The following is a 26368-nucleotide window of genomic DNA, read 5'->3' as shown; positions in this document are numbered from 1 at the left end:
ATCTTTATTGTTCGAAATGAATGCATGAACCTAAGTATTGACGTTGTTATACCATCTTTTCGCCTGGACGAAAAGTATATTCTGCCAATGCTCCGCCTACGAAAGCCTGCGAATGTAAATATAAAATTTTACCTGGTAGCAGATAATCCCTCTCTTGTTCCGTCACCTGCAATACAATCGCTGGTAGATCATGAGAACGTATTCCTGTCCGTTAACCCGGAGAACCTGGGCTCCGGCTTAACCCGCAACAACGGCATGAATGCGGGCAATGGCGACTGGATACTGTTCCTGGATGATGATGTGTTAGTACCGGATGATCTGCTGGAAACCTATGCGCGTGCAGCGGTACAATATCCGGATGAAATTGGATTTATTGGCCTGGTGAATTTACCCAAACCAACTACGGCTTTTACCAAAGCGCTCACCGTTAGCGGATCGCTGGATATATTTTCCATTGCCGGCAAAAAAGCTTCTTTTGCCTGGGGCGCCACTGCCAATATGATGATCAAACGCAGCGCTGCAGACAACATCCAGTTCACCGGTAAAATACCTAAAACCGGCGGCGGTGAGGAAGTGGATTTTTTCTTAAAAATACGTGAGCGTAACCAATACCGTAATTATAAAACGCTACCCCAGGCTGCAGTACAACATCCCTGGTGGAATAATGAGCAACCGAATTACCGCAAGCCCTTTTTTTATGGTGTAGGCAACAGCTGGCTGGGCGATCTGAACCCGCAATATGCCTATTATGATTTCCCCAACACGCCGGAAACGTTGTTGCTTTCACTACTGGCGCTGGCAATAACAGGCCTGCTGAAACCCATGTGGGTAGGCGCTTTGCTGGTTTTTATGGCGGGCGTTATACTCATTGAGATCATTGCCAGCCTTATACAAACCATAAAAAGGTCCGGTACCGGCAATGTGCAGATATTAATGTATGTAATTACCCTCAGGATAGTGTATGAGACGGGGCTTTTGTGGGGAAAGCTTTCCCGTTTAAGGTTTGGAAAGATCGGGGAGCGGTTTCATGATAATGGCATCATAAACAAGGTGTACTTCTACCGCTCTAATACTTATAAAATGGTAAAGTGGGTGTTGTACCCGCTGCTGGTTATTTATATTTTAAGACACTTCGTTTAAACTTCCGCGTAGCCATTTAAGCAGCACACCAGCCTGGTTGTAAGCGTTTCACTATAGCGGCGCTCATTCACCGTGATCTGTGATTTGTTATGGTATTCATGATGCAGGTGAAAGCATACGGCAGCCAGCTTTAAACGCTTTTTATGTACACCTGCATGTATAAGGCGCGCTGCAAACTCACAGTCTTCCGATCCCCAGCCAAAGAACAGGTTATTATACCCGTTGATCGCTATAAAATCCTCACGCCAGAAAGCCAGGTTACAGGCTTTGGTATTATCTGAGCTGTAGGGGTTTGCTTTTACTATAAAGGATAAAGCGGGTAAGCGTAATGCGTTAAAGCGGTTCTGAAGGCCTTTGGTAAAGAAACCCAGCCTGGTGCTTTTGGTTTGCAGAATGTGTTTGGTGGTGGCCTCTCCTATCATGGCGCGGGCGCCCTGTACAAAATGCCCTCTTTCTGCCTGCTTCACATGGTCTTCGATAAAGCGCGGATGCATTACAATGTCGCCATCAATTTCAATGATATAATCTGCTTCCGATTGTTTTACCGCTTTGTTCAGAATAATCCCTTTGCGGAAACCGCGGTCTTCATGCCAGGCATGTTTTAAGGGAATGTTCAGGATCTTGCGGTATTTATTGATCAGCTGTTCTGTTTCCTCCCTTGATCCGTCGTCTGCGATCAGTATTTCATCCGGCAGATACGTTTGCTGTAACAGGCTCAGGAAAATTATTTCCAGCGCCTCCGGCCAGTTATATGTAGCAATTAAGATCCCAACTGAAAAGTTCTGTTTCACCATCCTGCTTGCGGTTTGTGTTCAATAAAGAAATTTTTAACGGTCATAAGGTTTTTATAGAATAGCATTGGCATTCAAGTTTATGCTTACAATACAGCGGATGTTTTATCATCCGCACTGATATATACAACGTACTACCATTTAATTTGTTACAGCTGTGGTTCAGTTAGCGCTGAAAGTTTGCATTTCTATCAGCTTACGGTATAACCCGTCCTTTTCCAAAAGCTGTAAATGAGTTCCCTGTTCAACAATGTTGCCATTATCCAGCACAATGATCAGATCTGCATTTTGTATGGTACTTAAGCGGTGTGCAATCACCAGCGAGGTACGGTTCTTCATCAGATTGTTCAATGCATCCTGCACCATTTTTTCAGATTCTGTATCCAGCGCAGAGGTAGCTTCATCCAGCAACATAATGGGTGGATTCGTCAACACTGCACGGGCAATACAGATGCGCTGGCGCTGGCCGCCTGATAACTTAACGCCTTTATCACCAATATTCGTCTGGTAACCGTGCTCTGTTGCAGAAATAAATTCGTGGGCATTGGCGATCCTTGCGGCAGCCTCAACCTCCTGCATTGTGGCCCCTGGCTTTCCGAAGGCTATATTGTTAAAAATGGTGTCGTTAAATAAAATTGATTCCTGGTTTACAATTCCCATCAGCGAACGCAGGGATTCTGAAGTAACGGCCTGTATGTTGTGCCCGTCTATCAGTATGCTGCCGGACTGTGGCTGTATAAACCGGGGAATCAGGTCCATGAGGGTGGTTTTGCCAGCGCCGGAAGGCCCTACCAGCGCTACGGACTTACCTTTGGGTATGGTAAGGCTTACGCTGTTCAGCACCGGACGCTCATTATAGGCAAAGGCTACTTTCTCAAACCGGATAGCTTCCCGGAACTGGTCTACGGCCTTTGCATCCGGCGCATCCTTGATCTGCGACTGCTGGTCAATTAAGGCCAGCACCCGCTCCCCTGCGGCCAGGCCGGAGTGGATGTTGCTGAAGGAGGCCGAAATGGCTTTGGCCGGGCGCATGATCTGGGAAAACAGGGCAATATAGGCTATAAAGGCCGCCGCATCCAGCTCACCGGTATTGGACAGCACCAGCGAACCGCCGTACAGCACAATACCTGCTACCATTATAATACCCAGCGTTTCAGATACCGGCGAGGCCATTTGCTGCCGCCTGGCCATAGCCCTGATAATATTGGAATAGTGCACGTTTTCCTTGTGAAAACGTTCCTTGATAAAAGGTGTGGCGTTAAATGATTTAATGATCTTAATACCCCCCAGCGCTTCCTCCAGGTAACTGATCATGGTGCCATAGGATACGTGGGCTGCTGTGGCCTGCTCCTTTAACCGGGATACGATCTTGGAGATGATAAACCCCGCTATCGGTATAATGATCATAGAGGCAAGCGTAAGCTTGTAGGAGATAATGAACAGCATTACCAGGTAGGTGATCAGCGTTAACGGCTCCTTAAAGATCACCTGCAGGGTACCGGTTACGGAATACTGCACCACCTGCACATCCGACGCGATCTTGGACATAATATCCCCCTTACGCTCATTACTGAAATAACCCAGGTGCAGGTCCATAATGTTATTGAACACGGCCTTTCGCAGGTTCAGCAAGGTATGAATCCGCAGATTTTCCATGGTACGTTCGGAAAAATACCGGAATAAATTCCCAACGAAAACAGACGCTACAATGGTCAGACACACATATTTCAACGTATCCCGCAGCCCTAATTTCTGATTGAGCTGGGCTGAATAATAGTTCAGCATTTTGAAAACGTCATAAAAATGTTCCGGTTTGGCTACTACCTGCTGGTTGTTCTGGTTAAACAATGTTGTGAGCAGCGGCGCCAGCAATGCCAGGTTTAATGCCCCAAACAACACGGCCAGCAACGTAAATATGATATACGGGATGGCATACTTTTCAATCGGTTTGGCAAAAGACAACAGCCGGAAATACGTTTTCATTATTATTATTATAAATATATATATAAAACTCCAAAATTAATAATTATTTAAAGACCCTTTTTAAAAACAGGGCAGGGACCGTTCCCGGGAAGCACAGGTGAAAATGTTTGGCTACAATACGGCGCCGGCATCTCTGATCATAAAAGATGCAGGGCTATGTAATGGGAAGTATATCAACATTGCTCTCTTAATGGATAAGATCAATAGCGCCCGATAAAGGTTATTTGATATCTTTTTTTACTTTTTTGTACCAACCGTTGATTCCTGTTCTTCACTAAAAATATAAACTTTCTTTATATTTCAACATACTTTATTACTTATAATTCACACGTTTATAGATATATAACCTTATTAATCCAGCTTCATGAATTGTATGATCATGCGTACCAGCCCGGGTACGGGCCGCTGCAGCAACAGGTAACGGCCGCACATCTCCCCTATTTCGGCTGCCAGCCGGCATTGCTTTAACGTATTAGCCCCCATTAATAATCTTAAAAATTTCTTAAAACTTTGGCGGCTGAACTTAGCAGGCGGTTTTAGCCCGCTTATTACCTGCTGCCGGTACTCCGGGAAAACCTGCGCCACACAGGTGGCATAACAAAGGCTGGTGGAGTAGGCCAGCCGTTTTAAGTAAGCGGGGCTGGTTCTTTTGCCGGGTATAATATGTGTAATCTTCAGGGCGGGCGCTGTACCGGCCGCCCCGCCGCCATGGATGCCGAACAGCACCATCTGGGTGTCGCCACCGCTGCTCAGGCTTTCGCCATTGCGGTCAGTAAGGGTGAAACGGCCGGTATTCACACCATTTATATATCCTTTAAGCGTGGCTGCGGGCATGCACAAGCCGGTGCCAAAGGGATAGCAGGACTGCCATTCATGTTCAGCTGCAAAGGCTACCTGCTTTTCGTGCCGTTCCTGGAAAGCCGGGCGGGCATAGGCCTCCAGCTTAGGATCTATACCGTCAATAAAATCTACCTGCACCTGCCCGGGCCCCCAGGCCGTTACCTGCGGGTATTGGGTATGCAGCTGCTGCAGGGCCAGCAGGTAAGCGCTGTCCGGCTCATTATCATCATCAAAAAAAACAATGTATTTACCCCTGGCGGCAGCAATGCCACCCATACGCGCATAGGATAACCCCTGCTGGGTAACATTCAGCAATTGCATACCGGGCACCTGGCTCAGGTAATGCTGTATATATGGCCTACTTTGCAAAGCAGGCGCGCTGTTATTATCAATTAATATAACTTCCGTTGTGATGCCGTTACGCTGCAGATCTTTTACCGCCTCCAGGCAACGTTGCAGCAGGCGCTGGTCGGGGTTATAGGTGCAGATCAGTACAGAATAATCTATAGCATAGTTATCGAACGACATACAAAACCACTTTTTTCAATATATCTTTGTTTTTAGCGCGTAAAAGTAATGAATCTACCTATAGTATCCGTTATCATTCCTAATTATAACCATGCGGCTTTCCTGGAACAGCGCATTATATCTGTGCTGCAGCAAACCTTCCAGGATTTTGAAGTAATTATCCTGGACGACTGCTCAACCGATAACAGCCGGGATATTATAGAACGTTACCGGCAGCATCCGAAAGTTTCACAGATCATTTATAATACCATCAACAGCGGCAGCGTATTTAAACAGTGGAAAAAAGGCATAGAGGCAGCAGCAGGCCAATACATATGGCTGGCAGAAAGCGACGACTGGTGCGAGCCTACGCTGCTGCAATACCTGACAGCCGGCTTGCTGCAGAACAAGCATAACGTGCTGGCCTATTGCCAGTCGTACGCCATAGACGGCGACAATAAGGTATTCTGGCAAACGCAGCACGGGTATTTAGAGGATACCGTAGAAGGGCTGCTTTTTATACAACAGTATATGGTAGACCGTAACGCCGTTGTGAACGCCAGCATGGCGGTATGGAAAAAGGAGCTGTTTGCCGGCATTCAGCAGGATTACCTGGAATATAAATTTGCCGGCGACAGAGTGTTCTGGATTAATTTATGCCGGCAGGGCAATGTGTTCATTACTGCCAGGGTGTTAAATTATTTCCGCAGCCATAGCGGCGATGTATCCACCCCGGCTTACCGGACCGGGTTAAATTTTATAGAGGAAGCCCGCATACTGCATAAGCTATACCATGAAACGCTGATACCTGCAAAAGTATATAAAAGGGCGCTGCGCAAGCTGCACCGGCAGTTCTGGGAACAGCGGGCCCGTTTTGAGCCAGCTGCACTGGATGCTATTGAACAGGGATTTTATCGTACGCCCGGCGCCGTTATACCGGCTGCTACGCTGAAACGGGATGCCCGCTGGAAGCTGCTGCGCATGCAGCTTAAAAAAGTATTTTCAAAGCGGTAAGTAAGCGCCGGATACTAAATGAAAGGAAACCACCCACATAATATGAACATCAGAACACTGGCTGTGTACCTGCCGCAATTCCACCCTTTCCCGGAAAACGACCGGTGGTGGGGAAAAGGTTTTACAGAATGGACCAATACTGCCAAGGCGCGGCCTTTGTTCGAGGGCCACTATCAGCCCCACTTACCGGCCGACCTGGGGTTTTATGACCTGCGGCTGGAACAGGTAAGAAAGGAACAGGCGGCGCTGGCCAAACAATACGGTATTTATGGTTTCTGTTATTACCATTACTGGTTTAACGGTACCCGCCTGATGAACGCTGCGCTGGACGGGCTTTTGCAAAGCGGGCAGCCGGACCTGCCTTTTATGTATTGCTGGGCCAATGAGAACTGGACCCGGCGCTGGGATGGTAACGATGCGGAGGTGCTGATACAACAGAATTATTCACCGGAAGATGACCTGGAACATATCCGTTACCTGTGCCGGGAAGTGTTTGCTGACCCGCGTTATATACGGGTAGATGGCAAGCCCTTTTTTGCCATATACCGCCCTACCCTGCTACCCGACCTGGCGCAAACCCTGCGCACCTGGCGTAATGAGGCGCAGCAGCTGGGCATTGGAGAGCTGTACCTGGCCTATATGCAGGGTTTCCAGGTAAAGGAAGATCCGCTGACCATGGGCTTTGATGCAGCTATAGAATTTCAGCCTGATTTTTACGATATGCCGGCCCCGTACATGGGCACTAAAAAAGAGCAGTGGATGGATAAGCTGGGGTTAAAACCTTCTGTTTACAAACAGCATAAGATCGTAAGCTACCCGGAGTATGTGCAACGTATGATGGCGCGGACCATGCCCCCTTACAAACAATATCCCAGTGTTACCCCTATGTGGGATAATACGGCCCGGCGTAAAGAGAACGCGTTTGTAATGACTAACAGCAGCCCTGCAATATATGAAGCCTGGCTGCGGAATACCATTGAGAAGTTTAAGCCTTACAGTGCGGAAGAGAATTTTGTTTTTATTAATGCCTGGAATGAGTGGGCAGAGGGGAATCATCTGGAACCCGATCAGCAATGGGGGCGGGCGTACTTAGAGGCAACCCAAAGAGCGTTGGAAAGTAAAAAGTAAAAAAGCAAAAATAAAAAAGGAATGCCGGGGAGATGGAAGGGAAGTAAAAAGTAAAAAGGTAAAAATTAAAAATAATGCCGGGGAGATGGATAGGTAGTGGAATGTGGAATGTAAAATCATAAATGCTAAACCGGCGAAGGAGGTTCATAGAGACCGCTTAAAAGGCTTTATGAACGGGATAAATATAAAAGCTGATGCAGGCGATAGTAATGGTATCGACGCTGCATCAGCTTTTAATTTTTACTTTTTGACTTTTAACTTTTTTTATTGCCGCCTACCAGCAGTACAACCCCTATTACAGCTACTAAACCACCGGCATAAGTAGGCCAGCCAATCCATTTATTTTCTTTCTTGTTTACTTCTACAGGGCCAAGGTCCACTACCTTCTTTTCCGTTTGTACAGAAAAACCACGGATCAGGATCATGGCAATACCGGCAATGACGAGGATAATACCTAATGTTTTCATAACAGCTATTGTTGTTTCATAGCGTATATCAATCGTCATGCCACAAGCGGGCTTATTCATGGGCGGCCACCTGTTTATATGCCTATTTATGCGCGGCAACGGCTGTTTCAGGCTGTTTCTTCCCATTTAATAAACGCACTACCAATGGCAGGGTAAGCCCCTGCCCCAGCAACGTAAACAATACTACGGCCACGGAAATAAAGATAATGGCATCCCGCTGCGGGAATGCGCTGCCATCCTGCAGGGTAGCCGGCAAACCAATGGCAATGGCCAGGGACACAATGCCCCGCATGCCAGACCAGCTGATGATCAAGCTGGTTTTTACATCCAGCAGCGCATGTTCGGTAATACGCCCCTTCTTTTTCCTGAATGCCTGCTCCAGGTTGATCTGCTGCAGGAACACCCTGATCATACGCAGCGCCAAAGCTACAATGGTGATCAGGAAAGCGTAACCCAGGTAAGGCAGGATCTGTGTTTTATCTATATGCTTTACCACATATGGGTACTGTAATCCAATGATGATAAAGATGAGGCCATTGAGCAGGAAAATAATAACATCCCAAAAGTTGCGGGACTGCTTTTTTAAATATTCGGGGAATACTTTATGACTGAAACGGGAAATGGCCAGCCCTAATATTACCACGGCTATTACGCCGGATACATGGAACTCCTCTGCCACCAGGTACGTTATAAAAGGCATGAGCAGCATAAAGCTAATAGTTACCAGCTGGTTTTGATGCACTCTTTTAAGGATGAAGGCCAGGATCATTCCCATAACCACGCCCACCAGGGCGCCACCCGCCATCATGAACACAAACGCTAAAGAGGCCCTCCAGAATACAAAAGCAGTACCGGTTACCGCAGCTACTGCAAAGCGGTAAGCTACTAGGGCAGAAGCATCGTTGACCAGGCTTTCACCTTCCAGGATGGTATTGGTTTTATGTGACAGGCCCAAACCTTTGGTAATGCTGATGGCCGCCACCGCATCCGTAGCAGATAAAATAGCGCCCAGCACAAAAGACAAAGGCCAGCTCATGCCCGGTATTACATAATGCGCTACCACCGCAATGCCGGAGGCAGTAATGAATACCAGCGATATAGCCAGCGTACCAATGGTATTGATATTGGTTCTAAACTCCTGGAAAGAGATGTTAAAAGCAGCATCATACAACATGGGCGGCAGGAAGATGAGGAAGATCACATCCGGGTTCAGCTCTATGTTAGGCAAGGTTGGTATGAACCCAATGGCAATACCGGCGGTGATCAGTAAAATAGGATATGGCACCCGGACCCTATCTGCCAGGGCAGACAGTACGATCATAATTGCCAGGATAAATAAAACGATGCTATAGTTTTCCATAAGGCCCTGTAAACATTTCAATGACGCTTAAAAGTAACACAGCTTGCCCAAAACAGGAATTATAAATTGTGAAATGTAGCTTAATTTTAGTGGGATGAAAGGCGCGTTTATGTTTGAACCGGTTTTTACTTACCTGGAAACATTTCATACTATCCCTGCCGGGGACCGGGAGATCATTCGCCGGCATATTCATACCCGCCATGTGCAGGAGGGTGAATTATTATTGCAGGAGGGTAAGCTGGCCAGGGAAATGTTCTTTGTTTGCAAGGGCATTCTGAAAATTGTATCTGTTAATGGTAAGGGAAATGAGGTAACGCAGTTCTTTGTAAAGGAAGATCATTTCTGTACGATCCTTAATAGCTTTAATAACCAGGTACCGGCACATGAAAGCATTAAAGCCGCCTGTGATACGGACCTTATTGTATTCCCCAGGGAGCAGCTGTGGGAGCTTTATAAACAGCTCCCTTACTTTCAGCCGCTGATCAATCATATTACCCAGCAAACGTTGCTGGCCAAGATCCAGGTGCGCAATTCCTACATGGGTGAGGACGCAGCTACCCGCTACCAGCAGTTCCTGCAGCAGCAGCCGGATATAGCGCTGCGCGTGCCTTTGAGCGATATAGCTTCCTACCTGGGTATTACGCCGCAGTCGCTAAGCAGGATCCGGAAACAGATACGTTAGCTTTAATAAAATAAAAAGGGCTGTACCAAAAGATACAGCCCCGTGAATTATAATGGGTTAGTAAGAAGACTAGATATTACGATACTCCCGCGGCAATAAACCGGTTAATGATTTAAAGGTACGGGTAAAATGGCTTTGATCCGCAAACCGGCAGGTATAAGCAATTTCTGTAAGGGAATTTTCTCCGGCTCGGATCATGGGCATTGACTTTGCAACGCGCAGCTTACGCATATACGCTCCAAAGGTGCAGCCAAAGTATTGAGAAAAATGTTTTGAAATGGTAATAGGGTGTATACCTGTAGCTTCAGCCAGGTCTGTTAAGGTCAGCGGCTCATCCCAGCAATCCTGCATCAGCTCCCGGATAATGCTTACCCATTTAGGGGTAGCGCTTTTTTCTGTTATGCCCTCCTGCAATAATTCCAGCAACAGCATTACCATTGCCGGCGCGGCCACGGTATCGTTTGCAAGCAGCTCTTTATAGATCTTCAGCATAGTGAAGGGAGCATGCTGCCGGCTGATAGCCTTATGCAGTAAGGTTTCTGTAAGCTGGTATTGTTTTAGAAAAGTACCCGTTATTTCCAGGTTCAGATTTTTGGAGGGATGCCGGGTGTGGGTATTGCGGTGCATTTCCCCTGCATGATAATATACGATATTCCCTGTTGTGTATTCCTCTTCCCTGCCCTGCCGCTGCTCACAGTTACCGCCTTTTAATAAGAAGCTGATGTGAGCATGTTCGTGGGAATGCCAGCCTTCAAATACTTTGGTATGGTAAGCGATCTCGCTCACTACCAGGCCGCTGCTTTGCAAGCTGCGGTTGTTATGTCCAAGGTAATGTCCGTACCCCAATGTTAATGTGGATGTTCCCATCTTCATTTGCAACACCAAAGTAATATTTTTTTTGCATTTACAATGCTACACGATCATGGTATATCTTATTGCCATTAAAATAAAGTACTGGTTGGACTATTCGCGGTACTGTTTTCTGAAGGTCAATGCAGTCATTCCTTCTGCTTTGGTAAACAGCCGGGAGAAATAAGTATGATCATCAAACCCAAGCTCATAGGCTATTTCCTTCACTGTTTTATCCGTATAATACAACAGACGTTTGGCTTCTGTTACCACTTCCTGCTGTATCCAGTAACTAACGGGTAAGCCGGTGGCGCCCTTAACCGCTTCATTGAGGTAAGGGGTAGAAATGTTTAAAGCAGCGGCATAAGCGGCCGGGCTTTTCATGGTTTTATAATTCCTGGATAACAATCCTTTGAACTGGCGGGTTATAATAAGGGTACGCGGGTGGCTGTTATCCGTAGTGGGATCTGTAGCAGCATACACCTCTGCAAACATGGCAATGAACGCATCCAGTAAAGAGCGGGTAGCCTGCTGCCGGAATGTGCTGCTGTTTGCTGACAGGTATACTTCCTCCAATAGTTTTATGCATTGCCCCATTCTGCCGGTAAACGTATCATCTACCGGCAGGGGTAGTAATTGCGGCAGCTGCTGCTCAAACACCTGCTGATATTGTTTGTGTACCAGGTCTGTATTTACTGCTACCACCCAGGCTTTTACATTATGCGCGCTTATGCCGTAGTGCACCTGCCCCGGCAGAATGCAGAAGATTGTTTTACCGCTGGCGGTAATGGTTTTAAAATCTACCACCATCCGGGCGCGGCCCTGCTCCATGACCATAAACAGGTAGTTTTCGTCGCGGTGCGCCAGGTTTGCATCGGTTTCAGGATCCATGCCGGTGAACCGGCGGACTAAAATACCCAGCTGGTTAACCTTATCTAAGGAGTGAATGGGGATAGATCTGCGTTTAGGCATAATGGTAAATTTACTGCGAATTGTCCAATTATGCCTGTTTATCCAATAACAAAAAAACCACGTACAGTTTCCCGTACGTGGCTCATCTATTCTACCTGATGCGTTGCTGTTCCGCATCCGCACCGCCTACGGAGCGGTCACGCTTTTCATATGTCTTACCAAAGTTGTAAGAGAACGTTATTTGTGCTACCCGGCTATCACCTTTGTTACGGTAACGGCCGCTGGCATTGGTTAAATTGTTGATGTCGCCATAATTAAGGCGGGTGTAGAACAGGTCGTTGACAGCGAGCTTCAGCGAGCCTTTCTTTTGCAGGATCTTCTTTTCCACGGCGGCGCCCATTGCCCAGAAATCGCCCAGTACAAATTGCAGCGCGGTGATCTTGCCACGGTATAATCCCGTCAGCTCCGCATTCCAGGCAGGGCTGATCTTAAACTGCGCGGTGGCATTGGTAACATAGTTCACACCATCTACATTCAGCACATTATTATACAGGTTGCCTTTAAAGTGGCAGTACTCCCCTATGCCAAACCAGTGCAGTGTGAACCATTTAAAAGGCTGCAGGTCGGCATTCACGGAGAGGGAAACATAGTTACTGGTGCCCACATTAGCAGGGCGGCTAAAAAAGCGGTCGCCGCGGGCTTCTATGGTTTCTCCTATTTCGCCTGCATAGTGTGCATAATTAACCTTAGTGGTGATCCTATTCCGGTACACCCAGGAAAGATCCAGCGAGTGGCTTATAACCGGCTGCAGAAAAGGGTTGCCCACGTAGTACATAAATTTATCCAGAGGGGATATGAATGGGTTCAGATCATTGAACCCCGGGCGCTCAATACGTTTGCTGTAAGATAGTATGAACTGTTGCGTGGAGGCGGAATCTGTTTTGTATGCCAGGTAAAAGGTGGGGAACAGGTTGGTGTAGTTCCGTTTAAAAGCGGAATCTGTTTTTACGGCATTGCCCAGCTGCCGGCCCTGCATAATGGTATTTTCCAGGCGCAGGCCAGCCTGCAGTGAAAGCTTTGCCCACTCTTTTGAAAAGTTGCCATAGGCGGCGTTGATATGTTCTTTATACAGGAAATGATTGGTTTTGTCGTAATCCGGCGTGGTGATACCTTCAATGGTAACCGCATAATCGGCCTTGTTATCCGTAGAGATATAGCTTGTTTTTAGCCCGCCTTCTATTTTGGCCGTCTTTGACAGTGGGTGCGTATAGTCTGCTTTGGCGCTGTAAATGTTGATGCCGGAGGGTATGAAGCCCTGCAGCTCATCCCTGCCTTTCAACGTACTGTCTGCATAATAGCTGGTATTTTTAAACAGCTGATTGGTTTCAGATTCATTGCGGATGTAATCCAGGTCAATGCCCAGCGTACGGCCGCTGCTGTCATATTGATGCCGGTAGTTCAGGTTTACCCCGCCGCGTTTAAACATACGCTCATCCCGGTTGTCTGCAGTTACCAGTGAATCCAGCTGATGTGCAGGATTGTACAGGAAGCTGTTATTGCCTACCAGGCCGGTTGCCTTACTGGTATTGCCATTGAGCACAATGCCAATGGTGGTGTTCTTATCTTTATAATAATCCACACCCATTTTCAGGGAAGGCGAACGGTACCGGTGGCGGATGGCGGAGAACTGTGAAAAATCTGACAGCGGGCTGCCATCTTCATTAAAATAGCTACGGGTAATAAGCAGATCGCTGAAATTGCGGTTATTGCTATACCCTGCGCTAACAAAATAGTTAAAGGCATTATTACGGAAATTCAGGTTCAGGTTATTGAAGCTTTTAGGGTATACCCCTTGTGTATATGACGTAGATACGTTGCCGTTAAAGCCTTTCTGTTTCAGCTTTTTGGTGCGGATGTTTATAACGCCTGCATTGCCGGCAGCATCGTAGCGGGCAGGTGGCACAGGCATTAGCTCTATGGCTTCCAGGGAACCGGAAGGCAGGGAACGCAGGTAGGCCGCCAGGTCGCTGCCGGAGAGATAGGTTAGCTTATCATCAATGTAAATAGTCACCCCGGATTTTCCCAGCAGGCTGATATTGCCATCCTGGTCTACCAATACGCCGGGTGATTTTTCCAGCACATCCAGCGCGCTGGTACCGGCATTGGAGATCAGCGCATCCACGTTTACAATGGTACGGTCAATGCGGGTTTCCACAAATGGTTTACGGGCCGTTACATTCACATCTTTTAACTGCGTGGCGGTAGCCGGCTGTAAAACAATGTCCGGCAATACATGGGTTGCATTCAGCTGCAGGGTATCGCTGTTATAGGTGGCATACCCTATATAGGTAACGGTTATACGATAAACGGCAGGTTTCAGCCGGCTGAACTGGAATTGCCCCTGTGCATTAGCAATGGCGGCTTTTACCAGCGTTGAATCTTTCAGCAGGCTAACCGTGGCGCCGGCAACTGCCTGCCCGGTCTGATCTTTGAGGCGGCCGCTTAATACCATGTTCTGCTGGGCGTACAGGCAATGGGATAACAGCACCATGCTGACGGCCAGCAGGCAGTGAATCAATTTCATAAAGGACGGATTTAGATGCGGGCGAACGATCTGCTCACCCGCTAATGAATTGAATGGTTAGGTTAATTGGAAGTAATGGAAACGGTTTTGTTACCGGTATGTATTTGCGAACTGGTACCCTTCGCGGATCTGGAATAGGTATAACTTTCTGAAGGGGATTTAATGTATTTCTGCTTATAGCGTTTTAGTATCTGGTCTGATTGAGGTTTGTCGTTCACCACAAACTTATCCTGGCTCAGGTGGAAGCGGAGATTATCTTTTTGTGTGATCAGCCCATCCGCCATCATATCGGCCACAATTTCCTCTGCAAGGCTGTTATCAACTTTTACAGCAGGTACGGGCGCCAGCGTGGCATGTGTTGGAGATAGCGATGCTGATGGCGATGCTGAAATGGGGGCTGCCGGCTGCAAAGCGCTATGTGCGCTCAGGGGTTCGCGGGCGTTTATTGGCTCACGTACCTGCACGCGCTTTTGATTGGCATCATTGCGCTGTGCCTCCCGGTCAAGCTCCATTTTCCTTTTCTCCAGCTCCTCTACTTTCCGCTTCAGCTCTGCTTCCTGAATATTGCGGTCTGTTTCTATTTTTCTGCGGATCTGCTCTGCTTTTTCCCGCTCCCGCTCCGCTTCCTGGATATTCCGGTCTATTTCCATTTTCTTACGGCCCAGATCTGCTTCAGCAGCATCTCCTTCCATTTGCCGGAAAATGGCGTTCACCTCTGCATACCTGAAGGGCAGCTGATCCTGCGGTACCTGCACACCGTCCACGATTAAGCCGGTCATGCGGTTATTGTCTACTGATATTTTGTACACCTTACCATTGGTGGTGTTGGTAATAACACCGGAATAAGTAGCATTGGCCTTGTGCAGCACCGGTACGGTATCCTGCTGTGGATGGTAAGGCTGGTAGCCTGGTTGATAGGGCTGATAGCCTCCTTTATAGGGTACCTTATAATCCGTAGATAATGTTTGCAAAGCGGTGAGATAAGGTGAAAGCTGTTGTTTGTTATCGCCGTCAATGTACACTTCCCTTCCATTTACTTTAAATAACAACAGCTTATGCTGCGCATCTGCCGCTGCCTGGAACAATGTGTTGTTGCCTTTAAACAGGTGGATCATATTGGGCTGCCCCTTACGTTTTTCTTCAAATTGTAAGGTAGTGCCATTGGTTACACCGGCGGGGTCCAGGCCTTTGAATTTATCTTTGTGTTTATCTTCCGCTGCGAACTTTATTTCCGGTTGAGGCTTGCTACCAGCAGCGGTAATTATTTTCTCCGTTACCTGTGCCAGTACCGGTATAGGCGCTTCCTGCCTTCCGGGATGGGAGAACACCATACCCAACATACCTATGAGGCTGAAGCAAACAAGCAGGAAAGATTTTTCCGCTACATTCAGCGTGTCGTGATGCTGGCCCAGGATACGCTTTACCCGGTGCAGCAGCTGCTGTTTTTTACCGGGAAATGCCATGCCATACCGGGTGCCGGTGGTCAGGTATAATTCCTGGAAACCAACCAGCGCCTCTATATACCCCTTTTTGCTTTGGGTAGCAGCAATGGCCATATCATCACAGCAATGTTCCCTTTCTTCGCGGATGCGGGCAGAGAGCCACAACAATGCCGGGTTAAAGAAGAAAATAGTTTCGGCAAAATGCTGTATGAGGTTCACCAGGAAATCGCGGCGGCGGATATGCGCCAGCTCATGCAGCAGTACAGCCTCTACCTGGTCCGGCGGCAGCTGCGCCATTAAACCAATGGGCATCAGGATCACTGGCTTTAACATACCTATGGCTGTAGGTACCTTAACCATAGCGGATTCCAGCAGCTGCACCCGCCTTTTCATTTGCAATTTAACAGCCAGCATTTGCAGCCAGCCTGTTAAAGCGGCATCCGGCACAGTGGTTTTATAATAACGGATACGCTGTATGGATACCAGGCCGCTGAACAACCATAACAGCTTACCTGCAAAAATGATGAACCAGAACATGACCAGCAAAGGCGCATGCTCATTGAAATAAGTGATAAAAAGTTCTGTAAAACCCGGTGCTGCCGGCGTATTCATTTCCTGCACTGCTACCGGTGTTACAGGGGTTTGCGGAGCAGCCACCAGCGCTAATGGCGCGGTTGCGGCGGAGACAGGCTTTAGCTGCTGCAGCTCATAAAAGAAGGTGCCTACTGCGCTGCCCACCAGCACAAAGAACAAAACGGTAAATATATTATAACGCAACGCCGGTTTGGCCTTACGGGTAAATAGGATCAGAATGCCCGCCACCACAGCCAATATAAGGCCTTGCCACAAAGAGTGTATCAGGGTCCAGCCAATGGCGCGGACCATATCATTTGATAAGGTGTGCATAATAAAGCGGTTTACAGATTATAGCTTATCGGGATCTATTTTATTTAACAGGGCTTTTATTTCATCCAGCTCATTTTTGGATGTTTTTTTATTACCCAGTAATTGCAATAACAGCGTAGTGGCGGAACCGTTAAAGGTAGTTTCCAGGAAACGGTCCAGCAGCAGGCCTTTGGTAGATTTTTCCTCCAGTACCGGTCTATACACATGTTTCATACTGCTCTCATCCCGGGCCAGCATTCCCTTGTCCGTCATGATCTGCATGATCTTTAAGGTGGAGGTATATTGCACGGCACGTTTCTCACCGTTCAGGTGATCATTCACAAAACGTACGGTAGAAGGCCCGTGCTGCCATAATATCTGCAGGATCTCCAGCTCAGAGCGGGTAGGCTCTGCAGGTGCATTATTCTTAGCATCTTCTTTCATGACACTAAGGTACGAATCAATTCGTACGAAACAAGTGCAAGGTTATATTTTTTTGAAAAAAGTGGATGAGCGGTGACTGTTAACAATTAGATAATACCTTCTTTACTTTATGTTCATATGGCTTTATTACTCTTGCGGCTGCTAAAAACTTCTATCAGCTAAACGTATGAGAACTAAACAATTATTGCCGCTTGCCATGCTGGTTATGCTGGCCGCATGTTCCAAAGATGAACCGCATGACCCCGTGCTGAACGAAGACCCGTCTACCTTTGCTGAAATTGGCTCCCTGGATATTGGCGAAACCGGCGCCGCGGAGATCAGCGCTTATGACCCGGCTACCAAACGCCTGTTTGTAGTGCACAATGATGAGACGAGTAAAATAAATAAAATAGATGTTATAGACTTTGCCGATCCATCCAAAATGACCGTGATCAAGTCCATTACCCCTAACAGCGGTGCAGTGAACAGCCTGTCTGTAAGCAATGGTAAACTGGCAGCCGCTATAGAAGCGCTGGATAAACAGCAGCCCGGCAAAGTAACGGTATACAACACCAGCGACTATACGGAAATTAAAACGATCCCTACCGGCGCTTTACCGGATATGATCACCTTTAGCCCGGATGGTAAATACATTCTTACGGCCAATGAAGGCGAGCCCAGTGCAGATTATACGAATGATCCCGTAGGTTCTGTATCCCTGATCAGCGTAAATGATCATTACAGCGTGGTAAATATTGACTTCAGCGGTTTTGCCTCCCAGCAGGCTGCGCTGGCGCTGAAAGGACTGCGTGTGTTTGGCCCGCATGCTTCTTTTGCACAGGATATGGAGCCGGAGTACATCACCATTTCACCGGATTCCAAAACAGCCTGGGTAACCTTGCAGGAAAATAATGCCATTGCCAAAATTGATATAACCACTAAAACCGCTACTGATATTTTCCCGCTGGGTTTTAAAGACTATAACGTGGATGCCAATGCCGTAGACCTGTCTGACAAAGATGGCGGCGTTAGCTTTAAAAAATGGCCCGTAAAAGGTATGTACCAGCCGGATGCGATCGCTGTATTACAGAATGGCGCTGTGCCCTACCTGTTTACGGCAAACGAAGGCGATGTGCGTGAGTATGATGGTTTTGAAGAAGCTAAACGCGTTAAAAGCATTTCCCTGGATCCCACTGCTTTTCCCAATGCAGCCGATCCGCAGAAAGATGAGCAGCTGGGCCGCCTGAATATTACCACTACCCTGGGCGATGTGAATGGCGATGGTTTATATGAAACGCTGTATTCCTTTGGCGCCCGCTCTTTCAGCGTATGGAACGGCAATACCGGCGCTATGGTGTTTGACAGTAAAAATGAGCTGGAAGTAAAAACCAATGCGGCGGGTTATTATGATGATGGCCGCAGCGATGATAAGGGTGTAGAGCCGGAAGGCATTGCCCTGGGCCTGGTAGGCAACAAGAACATTGCGTTCATTGGCATGGAAAGAGCCGATGCAGTGGCGGTGTATGATGTAAGCAATCCCACGGCTCCGGTGTATCTGCAGCTGCTGAAATCCGGCGATGCGCCGGAAGGCGTGCTGTTTATAGCGGCTAAGGACAGCCCTACCAAAAGGAGCCTTTTAATAGCAAGTAGTGAAAATGATGGCGTGATCAAAGTATACTCGCCTAAAACGTTATAATTTTTCCATCTATTGTGTAATACGCCGGCCCCGTACTTTGTGTACGGGGCTTTTGCTTATCAAAACATTTTCTTCCAGAAACGGCCGGTGTCTTTAGCCGCCGGCGGCTCCACGATTGCAGCTTTATTCAATGCCGTATCGTTCGTCATTTTCCTGATGGCATTTGCCAGGGGCGCTGCCTGTGGGAGCAGCGGGGTGGTTGGCTGTATCGGAAAAAATTCATTTTTAACATCCAGCCCAATGGGAAACTCCGTACGATGCACCCATTCTGCTTCTTCCAGCGCAGGTGCGGGCGGCATCTGCATCTTCTGATCTAAACTGGCCCTTGCTTTCCCTATGAACTGCTCTTCCAGGTTATCATCCCCTAAACGTAAGACGGTGTTCTTAAAAAAGTCAATTGCTGTTGCCGGAATGTGTAATAAGAACAGCTGGGTTTTACCCTCTTTCTGATAAATATCCAGTACTTTAAAATAGCTGTCGGCATTGATGGTATGCTGCTGCCACTTTTCAATTTCGGGGTTGACCTTATAAAGCGGCGCGGCTTTGCTGCTTGCAAAAATGAAACGGCAGTTTTTTGTAAGCTGACCGGCAAAACCGGATACATCTACAAAAGTTTGTGAGCGGAAGATGTGTCCCACCTGGTATTTGGCAATAACATCTGCGGGCAGCTCGCTGTCGCGGTAGTACATAGTAAGGCCGGAGAGGGTCCAGTTCACGATCTCCTCTATTTGCTCATTGGTATAGGCAAAGTTCATTTTTGCGGTTTGTTTTAATAACCAGCGGGTTAGCAACTGGTAAGGTGATTGATGTGGTTATACCTAAGTTGCAAGATAATAAATTAATAAAAACTAACATATATTAATTCGCGCCCAAGCTGCGAATGTAGTCAGCAATCAGGTGCACATCTGCCTGGGTAAGATAAAGATGTGTTTCACATTTAAGCCGTATTTTTATCCTCTAACCCGGCGCATAATGAAAGGTACCTTAATACAACATACATGGCTGTACGCACTCCTGTTCCTGTTCACCACTACGGCTACCGCACAGGCAAGGATTGATTCCTTTGACATTCATATGCTGCAAAATATAGCGGATACCCGCACTGCCGGACAAACGAAGTTCTTCCTGCTCATCTCTAACACAAACGACTATATGAATGTGGCCATACCGGCCGGTCTGCTGATAGGCGGTATAATCGATCATAACCCGGATATGCGGCAAAACGCATTATATATAGCTACCAGCACAGCTACTACTACCCTGCTGAATACCGCGCTGAAGCTCATTTTCAAAAGGCCACGGCCCTTTAAGCTGCATGTGAATTTTACGCCGGTGTACACACCGGGCGGCTATTCCTTTCCTTCCGGCCATACTTCTTCTGCTTTCAGCAGCGCAACGGCGCTGGCCAGGGCTTATCCTAAATGGTATGTAATTGCGCCGGCTATGTTATGGGCTGGTACCGTAGGTTATTCCAGGATGTACCTGGGCGTGCACAACCCGTCGGATGTTACAGCGGGCGCATTGTTAGGTGCGGGTACGGCCTTTGGATTGGGATTTATGCGGCCATAAGAAATTATTCAGGCTTCCTCATTTTAGCCGATTGCTTTCTGTCAAAGCGGTTCTTTGCAACAAGGTGGGCTTCTTCAATAAACTTAATCGTTTTCACTAACTGCTCCCCTTCCGGATTCAGCACACAAATAAAATACTGTGCAGCGTAATCCGGGTGAGGCATGAAGCGGTTTAGCTCCGTATAATCCCATCCGGTTTTAATATCTGCAAATAGCTTATTGTATGTATCCTTTGATACGCCGATATTCACACGGAATACGCCGTCACGATCCAGGTTTGATATCTTATCATATTCATTATCGGATGCAGCAATGGTTGTAAATGGGAGCACCTGATCGGTTTCATAGAAGAAGAACCGGTATCCAAAATGATCAAGTGTTGTAACGTTGGGGAGCTGTTCAGCTATATATTGCTCAATGGTTTGTAATGACATAACAGAAGCGCCTTTGTTTATTGCAAATTAAGCCATGTTACAGTACATTTACAAGTAGTTATCACTTTGGCAGGTAGTAATACAAAGTAAAGTAATACGGACATTATGGCCTTACAGGATGAAAAAAAGATGAAAGATCCTCAAATTTGCCCCTGCCAGGAAGCAATTACCCAAATATTATCTTTTCATGTACTGATACAAAAAGCTCGATTTATTTTTTTATTCTTGCGTACCATACCAATCGTATGACCCGGTACCAGCAACAAACGGATGCAGACTTAATAATGTCCCTGCGGGAGGGTAATGGCGATGCTTTTACCGAAATCTACAACCGTTACTGGAAGAAGTTACTAGCCATCGCATATCATCATTGCAGGGATAAAGTAATTGCAGAAGAAATCGTGCAGGAAGTTTTTATTGGCCTTTGGAACAGGCGGGATGCGCTTTATATAGATAATGTTAACGCCTATCTCGCTACTGCAGTGAGGTTATCCGTTTTTAAACAATACGCACGTGAGAAACGGAGGGATCAGATAAAAGAACAGGCGGCCGACCCCATCATAAGCGCCTGGGACGAAGAAAAGATCTACACCCGGTTCCTGCAGCAGCATATTAATGGCATAGTAGAGGTTTTACCGGAGAAATGCCGCCTGGTATTTAAACTAAGCCGGGAAGAAGGCCTCAGCATCCCCGAGATTGCCCAAAGAATGGGTATTGCCGAAAAAACGGCAGAAGCGCATCTTACCAAGGCACTGAAAGTACTGAAGCTTAAATTGAACCGCCCCCATTTATGGATGGCCATCCTCATCAGGATCCTCATGCCCTAAAATTTTCTTAAAAAAATCCCATCCTCACTAAGGGTAAGCAAACACCTTATGGTACATATCCCTGTAACCATAAAACCCGTACGTTGAAAGACGATATATCTCAGCTGATCGAAAAATACCTGGACGGCAGCATTACGCCGGAAGAAGAAGGAACGTTAATGGCCTGGTACCAGGATCATAACCAAACCGATGTTGAATGGCCATCAGAAAATGCCGGTGAGGAAGAGCAGGTACGTTTACGTATGCTCATGCGCCTGCAGCAGCAGATCAATATCCCTGTAGCTAAACCCCGCACCAGCAGGCGGCTTTGGTACTACCTGTCAGCAGCTGCATCTGTACTGATCATCCTCGGTATTGCAAGCTATTTTTATGCTCCGCAGCTACAGCATCAGCCAAGCCCGCAAACCAGTATAGCCCAGGCCTTTAAAGACATTGCCCCCGGAGGGAATAAAGCAATATTAACCCTGGCTAACGGTGATAAAGTAGTGCTGGAAGATGCTAAGAACGGGATCATATCCCAACAGGGTAATGCCGCTGTAAATAAAACAGACAGCGGAAGCCTGTTTTATAATGAGGTGGCCGGTAACGCAGCAAACAATATCGTTTATAATATCCTGAACACGCCCTATGGCGGCCAGTACCAGCTCACTTTGCAGGATGGTACCAAAGTGTGGCTTAACGCGGGTTCCACGCTACGTTTTCCCACATCATTCCCGGGAAATGAAAGGAATGTAACCCTCACCGGCGAGGCATATTTTGAAGTGGCTAAAGATAAAGACAGGCCGTTCTTTGTAACGGTAAATACAGGATCTGCAGCGCCCATGACCGTAAGGGTATTGGGCACCCATTTTAACATTAACGCTTACCCTGATGAGCAGCACAATATTGTTACACTCCTTGAAGGCTCCGTAAAAGTAGATTGCGGCCGGGCCAATGCCCTGCTGGCGCCCGGCAACGCTGCCATATTAAACAAGTCCTCCGGCAAGCTTAATATAAAAGATGGTGACACAGAAGCCGCTACTGCATGGAAAAACGGCTATTTCTTATTTGATAATGAAAAGATAGAAAGCATTATGCGGCAGATCAGCCGCTGGTATGATGTAGAGATCAGCTACCAGGGCGATGTTTCAGGGAAAGCCATTGGCGGTAGCTTATCGCGGTCAAAAAATGTTTCTGAAGTATTAAATATGCTGGAATTAACAGGTACCGTACACTTTAAAACAGAAGGAAGGAGGATCACAGTTATGCCATAAAAAAACATCCACAAAAACAGGGGGGCATAAAAAACCGGGAGCGTTCCAGCGCCCCCGGGCAGTTTGAGCTTATCCTGCGAAAAACAAATTTCTAACGCTTGTAGTCACAGTTATCTGATTATTAAACTCAAACATCCAAATGTAATGAAAATTTACATACCTGGCGTGCGCCCGGAACAAACCGGCCCCACGCTCAAAAAAATCCTGTTGGTTATGAAACTGACTGTTGTTTTAATGATTGCAGCGTTACTGGAAGTAAGCGCTTCCGGTTATGCTCAAAAGGTAACATTATCAGCCAAACAGATCACACTTAAAGAGGTATTCCGCCAGATCCGCAAACAAACCGGTTATAATGTACTGTGGGATGTTGAAATTTTAAAAGATGCCAAACCAGTAGCCCTGCAGGTAACCAATGCAACAGTAGAAGAAGTGCTGCAGCAAAGTTTCGCCAGCCAGCCTTTTACTTATACCATCCATGCAAATACAATTGTGATAACGCGTAACCCGGAACCAACAGTGGTGAGCATTACCATTAAGGGACGCGTTACCGATATCAATGACCAGCCATTACCCGGAGTGGCTGTAAGACTTAAAGATTCCCGGATAGGAACAACCACCTTGTCTGACGGTACTTATACACTCAATGTGCCGGATACGGGCGGTATGCTGTTATTCCAATTCCTGGGTTATACGTCCAAAGAAGTACCGGTTAACGGGCGCACTATTATCAACGTGCAGCTGGAACAAGCCACGTCACAGCTCAACGAAGTGGTAGTGGCTTATGGTAAACAAAGCACGCGCGAGATTGTGGGTTCCGTAGCAACGCTATCTGCCACTGGTATTAAAGATCAACCCACCGGCACCTTTGCTGAAAGGTTACAGGGCAAGCTGCCAGGCGCACAGGTAGCGCAAACCACCGGCCGGCCCGGTCAGGGAATGGATCTGCGTATACGCGGCGCCGCATCACTCTCATCCAGCGTACGTCCGTTGGTGGTAATTGACGGGCAGCCTATGGTGGGCAACCCTGACAACATCAACAACATTAACCCCGACGAAATAGAAACCTTCACCATTCTAAAAGATGCATCTTCAACTGCTTTATATGGTTCACGTGCAGCCAACGGCGTTATCCTCATCACCACCAAAAGAGGAAAAGCCGGCGTTGCGCAAATAAATTTCAATTCCTATTACGGAAGCGCCTCCCTGATGCGCGAGCTGATACCGCCTGTTATGAACGCCAGGCAGCTGGCCACTTACATGAAAGGCTTTTATGAAGATAAGATCAAATACGAAGGCTATACCGGCGGCATACCAGCCGTATATCAAAACCCGGATCAATATGGAGAAGGTACCGACTGGTTCAGCGCGCTGACCAGGAATGCACCTGTACAGAACTATAGCCTGTCTGTTAATGCCGGTAATGATAAGGCAGCCTACAGTGTGGTAGGCGGCTATTTCAATCAGCAGGGCATTCTTGTAAACACGGGCTACAAGCGTTTTTCATTACGTATGAACGGTGATTTCAACGTGAGTAAACGCGTAAAGGTGGGCGTGGGTGTAGCGCCGTCCTTACAGCTGGAACATAATAACCGGCAGGGAGCCGGGTTTAATGTGGACGGGCAGCGCGCCATTTTTGCTGCAGCCTCTATGATGCCTACCATGGGTTCACCTTACAATCCTGATGGCTCACTGGCTCTGGGCATTTCAGGTTTTACCAACCAGTTTGTATGGGCAAACCCGCTGCGGCAGCTGCTGGAAGTAAAGGATGATGCAAACCGCTTCCGTGTACTGGCAAATGTGTTCACAGAAATAAAGCTGACGGATAACCTGACCTTCCGCACATCTGGCAATGCCGACATCGGGAACATGACCCGCAACCGGTTTATTCCATCTACTTCCGTGGGCGGCTTTAATGCATTGCCGATAGAAAATCCTCCGCCGGGCAATAATACTGCTTTGGGTGAATCAGCCGTTAATAATGATTATTCCTGGCTAAATGAAAATACCCTTAACTACCAGAAGCAATTTGGCGCGCATTCATTAGGTGTATTAGGTGGCTTTACCATACAGCGCTCTACCGGTTTTTCAAGCGATGTGGTTGGCCGCGATTACCCGGACAACAGTATTTCCACTTTAAGAGCAGCTACACGTTTTACTACCAATGTATCCGATTATAACGCCTGGTCAATGGCATCCTTCCTGGGCCGTTTGAATTACAGCTACAAAGACCGTTACTATTTACAGGCAACCATAAGGAGGGACGGGTCCTCACGGTTCGGAGACAGGAATAAATGGGGTACTTTCCCTTCCGTAGGTGCAAGCTGGATAGTGAGTGATGAATCGTTCCTCAAGGATGTGCCGTTCCTGAGCTTATTGAAATTAAGGACCAGCTACGGTTTAACCGGCATGGCCGAAATAGGCAACTATACTACAATAGCGGGTATTGGGAGCAGCAATTATACTTTTTCCAACGGCATGGCGCCCGGAAAAGTGCAAAACAGTTTGGGCAACCAAAGCCTGGCCTGGGAGCGTAACAAACAATTTGATGCCGGCTTTGACCTGGCTCTGTTTGACAACCGGGTTACTTTCTCTTACGATTATTACAATAAGCTAACAGCGGGATTGTTATTTGAAGTACCTGTTCCACAATCTTCAGGTTTTGTAAAAGTGCAGGATAACCTGGGCGATATTAAGCAATGGGGGCATGAGTTTACGGTGAGTACCAGGAACCTGACCGGAAAGCTCAAATGGAACACAGACTTTAATATCGCATTTAACAGGAATATTGTTAAACGCATTGGTTTAAACAATATACCCTTTGCCGCCGATCCAACCATCACACTCTCCGAATTCACTGACTACCGCACACTGGTTGGTAAGCCTATCGGGCAATTCTATGGTTATGTATTTGATGGCATTTTCAAAAACCAGGCAGAAGCTGATGCCGGACCTAAATATTATGGAACCGGCTCCACTACCCTTTCACAGGCTGGCACCGTAAGGTTTAAAGATCTGAATGGCGATGGCAGGATCACTTTCCCGGATGATCAAACGGTGATCGGAGATCCCAATCCCAAATTTATATTTGGGTTCAGCAATACCTTCCAGTACCAGCACTTTGATCTGAACATTACCATGTCAGGCACTTACGGCAACAAGCTGAAAAATGGTATGCAGGAAAGTACTTACAACCTGGATGGTGTATTCAACGGCCCGCCGGAATTACTGGATCGCTGGCGCTCTCCGGAGGATCCCGGTAATGGACGGGTGGCGCGTACTTTAGCCAACACCACTGCGGCCTACCGTACGGATAATACGCTGTTCATCCATGACGCTACTCACCTCACCATCAACAATATTACACTGGGATATATGCTGAAAAAATTCAGGACTCCCTATATCAGGAGCCTGAGAGTGTATGCGTCTGCACAAAACGTTTACATCTTCACCAGCTATCCGGGCAACCCGGAGGTAAGCGCCGGCGGCCTGGCATTTGTAACACAGCAGGGACAGGATCTGGGCGCATATCCCCTGCAAAGAACCTTTACGTTTGGCTTGAACCTTGGCCTTTAAAAATCAGTAA

Annotated in this window: 21 protein-coding genes; 9 read left to right on the top strand and 12 right to left on the bottom strand. The window is 47.3% G+C overall.

What is annotated here, in order from left to right:
- Positions 1 to 24: 24 nt before the first annotated feature.
- Positions 25 to 1140, top strand: coding sequence for a glycosyltransferase family 2 protein (locus tag BMZ54_RS20595; RefSeq protein WP_089916566.1), 1116 nt, complete (start codon positions 25 to 27; stop codon positions 1138 to 1140).
- Here the strand turns inward: BMZ54_RS20595 and BMZ54_RS20590 are convergent.
- The 3 genes from BMZ54_RS20590 to BMZ54_RS20580 form a co-directional block, all read right to left on the bottom strand.
- The gene (locus BMZ54_RS20590) at positions 1137 to 1934 is read right to left on the bottom strand and encodes a glycosyltransferase family 2 protein (RefSeq protein WP_089916561.1); all 798 of its coding nucleotides are present in this window, start codon (positions 1932 to 1934) and stop codon (positions 1137 to 1139) included. The genes BMZ54_RS20595 and BMZ54_RS20590 overlap by 4 nt on opposite strands.
- Before the next feature lie 159 nt (positions 1935 to 2093).
- Positions 2094 to 3914 carry an ABC transporter ATP-binding protein gene (locus BMZ54_RS20585; protein ID WP_089916556.1) on the bottom strand — a complete coding sequence of 607 codons (1821 nt, stop codon included), beginning with the start codon at positions 3912 to 3914 and terminating at the stop codon, positions 2094 to 2096.
- A gap of 351 nt (positions 3915 to 4265) precedes the next feature.
- Positions 4266 to 5282 (bottom strand): glycosyltransferase, encoded by a 1017-nt coding sequence (locus tag BMZ54_RS20580; RefSeq protein ID WP_089916551.1) that lies wholly within the window; start codon positions 5280 to 5282, stop codon positions 4266 to 4268.
- Positions 5283 to 5330: 48 nt separating this feature from the next.
- Between BMZ54_RS20580 and BMZ54_RS20575 the strand changes: the two genes are divergently transcribed.
- Both BMZ54_RS20575 and BMZ54_RS20570 read left to right on the top strand, forming a co-directional pair.
- Positions 5331 to 6275, top strand: coding sequence for a glycosyltransferase family 2 protein (locus BMZ54_RS20575; RefSeq protein ID WP_089916547.1), 945 nt, complete (start codon positions 5331 to 5333; stop codon positions 6273 to 6275).
- Between the two features lie 42 nt (positions 6276 to 6317).
- Positions 6318 to 7403 carry a glycosyltransferase WbsX family protein gene (locus BMZ54_RS20570; protein ID WP_089916543.1) on the top strand — a complete coding sequence of 362 codons (1086 nt, stop codon included), beginning with the start codon at positions 6318 to 6320 and terminating at the stop codon, positions 7401 to 7403.
- Between the two features lie 254 nt (positions 7404 to 7657).
- Here BMZ54_RS20570 and BMZ54_RS20565 read toward each other — a convergent pair whose 3' ends face one another.
- Complete coding sequence (locus tag BMZ54_RS20565) at positions 7658 to 7930, bottom strand: hypothetical protein (RefSeq protein WP_238386635.1); 273 nt, start codon at positions 7928 to 7930, stop codon at positions 7658 to 7660.
- 22 nt (positions 7931 to 7952) lie between these two features.
- Positions 7953 to 9230: a Na+/H+ antiporter gene (locus tag BMZ54_RS20560; RefSeq protein WP_089916535.1), complete on the bottom strand. Its 1278-nt coding sequence runs from the start codon at positions 9228 to 9230 to the stop codon at positions 7953 to 7955.
- A gap of 94 nt (positions 9231 to 9324) precedes the next feature.
- Between BMZ54_RS20560 and BMZ54_RS20555 the strand changes: the two genes are divergently transcribed.
- Positions 9325 to 9912 carry a Crp/Fnr family transcriptional regulator gene (locus tag BMZ54_RS20555; RefSeq protein ID WP_238386634.1) on the top strand — a complete coding sequence of 196 codons (588 nt, stop codon included), beginning with the start codon at positions 9325 to 9327 and terminating at the stop codon, positions 9910 to 9912.
- A gap of 69 nt (positions 9913 to 9981) precedes the next feature.
- Here the strand turns inward: BMZ54_RS20555 and BMZ54_RS20550 are convergent, their stop codons facing one another.
- The 5 genes from BMZ54_RS20550 to BMZ54_RS20530 all read right to left on the bottom strand — a co-directional run bounded on the left by BMZ54_RS20550 (position 9982) and on the right by BMZ54_RS20530 (position 17028).
- Complete coding sequence (locus tag BMZ54_RS20550) at positions 9982 to 10785, bottom strand: helix-turn-helix transcriptional regulator (RefSeq protein ID WP_089916531.1); 804 nt, start codon at positions 10783 to 10785, stop codon at positions 9982 to 9984.
- 90 nt (positions 10786 to 10875) lie between these two features.
- Positions 10876 to 11733, bottom strand: a complete 858-nt coding sequence (locus BMZ54_RS20545; protein ID WP_162277624.1) for an AraC family transcriptional regulator — start codon at positions 11731 to 11733, stop codon at positions 10876 to 10878.
- Positions 11734 to 11824: 91 nt separating this feature from the next.
- Positions 11825 to 14257 carry a TonB-dependent receptor gene (locus BMZ54_RS20540; RefSeq protein WP_089916525.1) on the bottom strand — a complete coding sequence of 811 codons (2433 nt, stop codon included), beginning with the start codon at positions 14255 to 14257 and terminating at the stop codon, positions 11825 to 11827.
- Between the two features lie 62 nt (positions 14258 to 14319).
- Positions 14320 to 16605 carry a M56 family metallopeptidase gene (locus BMZ54_RS20535; protein WP_089916522.1) on the bottom strand — a complete coding sequence of 762 codons (2286 nt, stop codon included), beginning with the start codon at positions 16603 to 16605 and terminating at the stop codon, positions 14320 to 14322.
- 18 nt (positions 16606 to 16623) lie between these two features.
- Positions 16624 to 17028, bottom strand: a complete 405-nt coding sequence (locus tag BMZ54_RS20530; RefSeq protein ID WP_089916516.1) for a BlaI/MecI/CopY family transcriptional regulator — start codon at positions 17026 to 17028, stop codon at positions 16624 to 16626.
- 166 nt (positions 17029 to 17194) lie between these two features.
- Here BMZ54_RS20530 and BMZ54_RS20525 point away from each other — a divergent pair, with 166 nt between their 5' ends.
- Positions 17195 to 18703: a choice-of-anchor I family protein gene (locus BMZ54_RS20525; protein ID WP_089916513.1), complete on the top strand. Its 1509-nt coding sequence runs from the start codon at positions 17195 to 17197 to the stop codon at positions 18701 to 18703.
- 59 nt (positions 18704 to 18762) lie between these two features.
- Here BMZ54_RS20525 and BMZ54_RS20520 read toward each other — a convergent pair whose 3' ends face one another.
- On the bottom strand, positions 18763 to 19458 hold the full coding sequence (locus tag BMZ54_RS20520; RefSeq protein WP_089916510.1) for a hypothetical protein: 696 nt from the start codon (positions 19456 to 19458) through the stop codon (positions 18763 to 18765).
- A 217-nt stretch (positions 19459 to 19675) separates the two neighbouring features.
- Between BMZ54_RS20520 and BMZ54_RS20515 the strand changes: the two genes are divergently transcribed.
- Positions 19676 to 20272 (top strand): phosphatase PAP2 family protein, encoded by a 597-nt coding sequence (locus BMZ54_RS20515; protein ID WP_089916507.1) that lies wholly within the window; start codon positions 19676 to 19678, stop codon positions 20270 to 20272.
- Positions 20273 to 20276: 4 nt separating this feature from the next.
- Here BMZ54_RS20515 and BMZ54_RS20510 read toward each other — a convergent pair whose 3' ends face one another.
- Positions 20277 to 20705: a DUF6194 family protein gene (locus BMZ54_RS20510; RefSeq protein ID WP_089916504.1), complete on the bottom strand. Its 429-nt coding sequence runs from the start codon at positions 20703 to 20705 to the stop codon at positions 20277 to 20279.
- A gap of 245 nt (positions 20706 to 20950) precedes the next feature.
- Between BMZ54_RS20510 and BMZ54_RS20505 the strand changes: the two genes are divergently transcribed.
- The 3 genes from BMZ54_RS20505 to BMZ54_RS20495 all read left to right on the top strand — a co-directional run bounded on the left by BMZ54_RS20505 (position 20951) and on the right by BMZ54_RS20495 (position 26358).
- Complete coding sequence (locus BMZ54_RS20505) at positions 20951 to 21532, top strand: RNA polymerase sigma-70 factor (RefSeq protein ID WP_089916499.1); 582 nt, start codon at positions 20951 to 20953, stop codon at positions 21530 to 21532.
- Between the two features lie 83 nt (positions 21533 to 21615).
- The gene (locus BMZ54_RS20500) at positions 21616 to 22785 is read left to right on the top strand and encodes a FecR domain-containing protein (protein WP_089916492.1); all 1170 of its coding nucleotides are present in this window, start codon (positions 21616 to 21618) and stop codon (positions 22783 to 22785) included.
- Positions 22786 to 22998: 213 nt separating this feature from the next.
- Positions 22999 to 26358 carry a TonB-dependent receptor gene (locus tag BMZ54_RS20495; protein ID WP_162277623.1) on the top strand — a complete coding sequence of 1120 codons (3360 nt, stop codon included), beginning with the start codon at positions 22999 to 23001 and terminating at the stop codon, positions 26356 to 26358.
- The last annotated feature ends 10 nt before the right edge of the window (positions 26359 to 26368 follow it).

This window comes from Chitinophaga rupis (assembly GCF_900109685.1).
In the GTDB taxonomy this organism is placed as follows: domain Bacteria; phylum Bacteroidota; class Bacteroidia; order Chitinophagales; family Chitinophagaceae; genus Chitinophaga; species Chitinophaga rupis.
The sequence above is the reverse complement of the archived record's forward strand: the minus strand, read 5'-3'. Positions and strand labels throughout refer to the sequence as shown.

Excerpts from the sequence above, each read along its gene's own strand:
- BMZ54_RS20510 (WP_089916504.1), bottom strand. The coding sequence starts at position 20,705 with ATGTCATTACAAACCATTGAGCAATATATAGCTGAACAGCTCCCCAAC.
- BMZ54_RS20535 (WP_089916522.1), bottom strand. The coding sequence starts at position 16,605 with ATGCACACCTTATCAAATGATATGGTCCGCGCCATTGGCTGGACCCTG.
- BMZ54_RS20585 (WP_089916556.1), bottom strand. The coding sequence starts at position 3,914 with ATGAAAACGTATTTCCGGCTGTTGTCTTTTGCCAAACCGATTGAAAAG.
- BMZ54_RS20540 (WP_089916525.1), bottom strand. The coding sequence starts at position 14,257 with ATGAAATTGATTCACTGCCTGCTGGCCGTCAGCATGGTGCTGTTATCC.
- BMZ54_RS20590 (WP_089916561.1), bottom strand. The coding sequence starts at position 1,934 with ATGGTGAAACAGAACTTTTCAGTTGGGATCTTAATTGCTACATATAAC.
- BMZ54_RS20525 (WP_089916513.1), top strand. The coding sequence starts at position 17,195 with ATGAGAACTAAACAATTATTGCCGCTTGCCATGCTGGTTATGCTGGCC.
- BMZ54_RS20570 (WP_089916543.1), top strand. The coding sequence starts at position 6,318 with ATGAACATCAGAACACTGGCTGTGTACCTGCCGCAATTCCACCCTTTC.
- BMZ54_RS20505 (WP_089916499.1), top strand. The coding sequence starts at position 20,951 with ATGACCCGGTACCAGCAACAAACGGATGCAGACTTAATAATGTCCCTG.
- BMZ54_RS20550 (WP_089916531.1), bottom strand. The coding sequence starts at position 10,785 with ATGAAGATGGGAACATCCACATTAACATTGGGGTACGGACATTACCTT.
- BMZ54_RS20565 (WP_238386635.1), bottom strand. The coding sequence starts at position 7,930 with ATGAATAAGCCCGCTTGTGGCATGACGATTGATATACGCTATGAAACA.
- BMZ54_RS20580 (WP_089916551.1), bottom strand. The coding sequence starts at position 5,282 with ATGTCGTTCGATAACTATGCTATAGATTATTCTGTACTGATCTGCACC.
- BMZ54_RS20530 (WP_089916516.1), bottom strand. The coding sequence starts at position 17,028 with ATGAAAGAAGATGCTAAGAATAATGCACCTGCAGAGCCTACCCGCTCT.
- BMZ54_RS20560 (WP_089916535.1), bottom strand. The coding sequence starts at position 9,230 with ATGGAAAACTATAGCATCGTTTTATTTATCCTGGCAATTATGATCGTA.
- BMZ54_RS20545 (WP_162277624.1), bottom strand. The coding sequence starts at position 11,733 with ATGCCTAAACGCAGATCTATCCCCATTCACTCCTTAGATAAGGTTAAC.
- BMZ54_RS20495 (WP_162277623.1), top strand. The coding sequence starts at position 22,999 with ATGAAACTGACTGTTGTTTTAATGATTGCAGCGTTACTGGAAGTAAGC.
- BMZ54_RS20520 (WP_089916510.1), bottom strand. The coding sequence starts at position 19,458 with ATGAACTTTGCCTATACCAATGAGCAAATAGAGGAGATCGTGAACTGG.
- BMZ54_RS20555 (WP_238386634.1), top strand. The coding sequence starts at position 9,325 with ATGAAAGGCGCGTTTATGTTTGAACCGGTTTTTACTTACCTGGAAACA.
- BMZ54_RS20515 (WP_089916507.1), top strand. The coding sequence starts at position 19,676 with ATGAAAGGTACCTTAATACAACATACATGGCTGTACGCACTCCTGTTC.
- BMZ54_RS20595 (WP_089916566.1), top strand. The coding sequence starts at position 25 with ATGAACCTAAGTATTGACGTTGTTATACCATCTTTTCGCCTGGACGAA.
- BMZ54_RS20575 (WP_089916547.1), top strand. The coding sequence starts at position 5,331 with ATGAATCTACCTATAGTATCCGTTATCATTCCTAATTATAACCATGCG.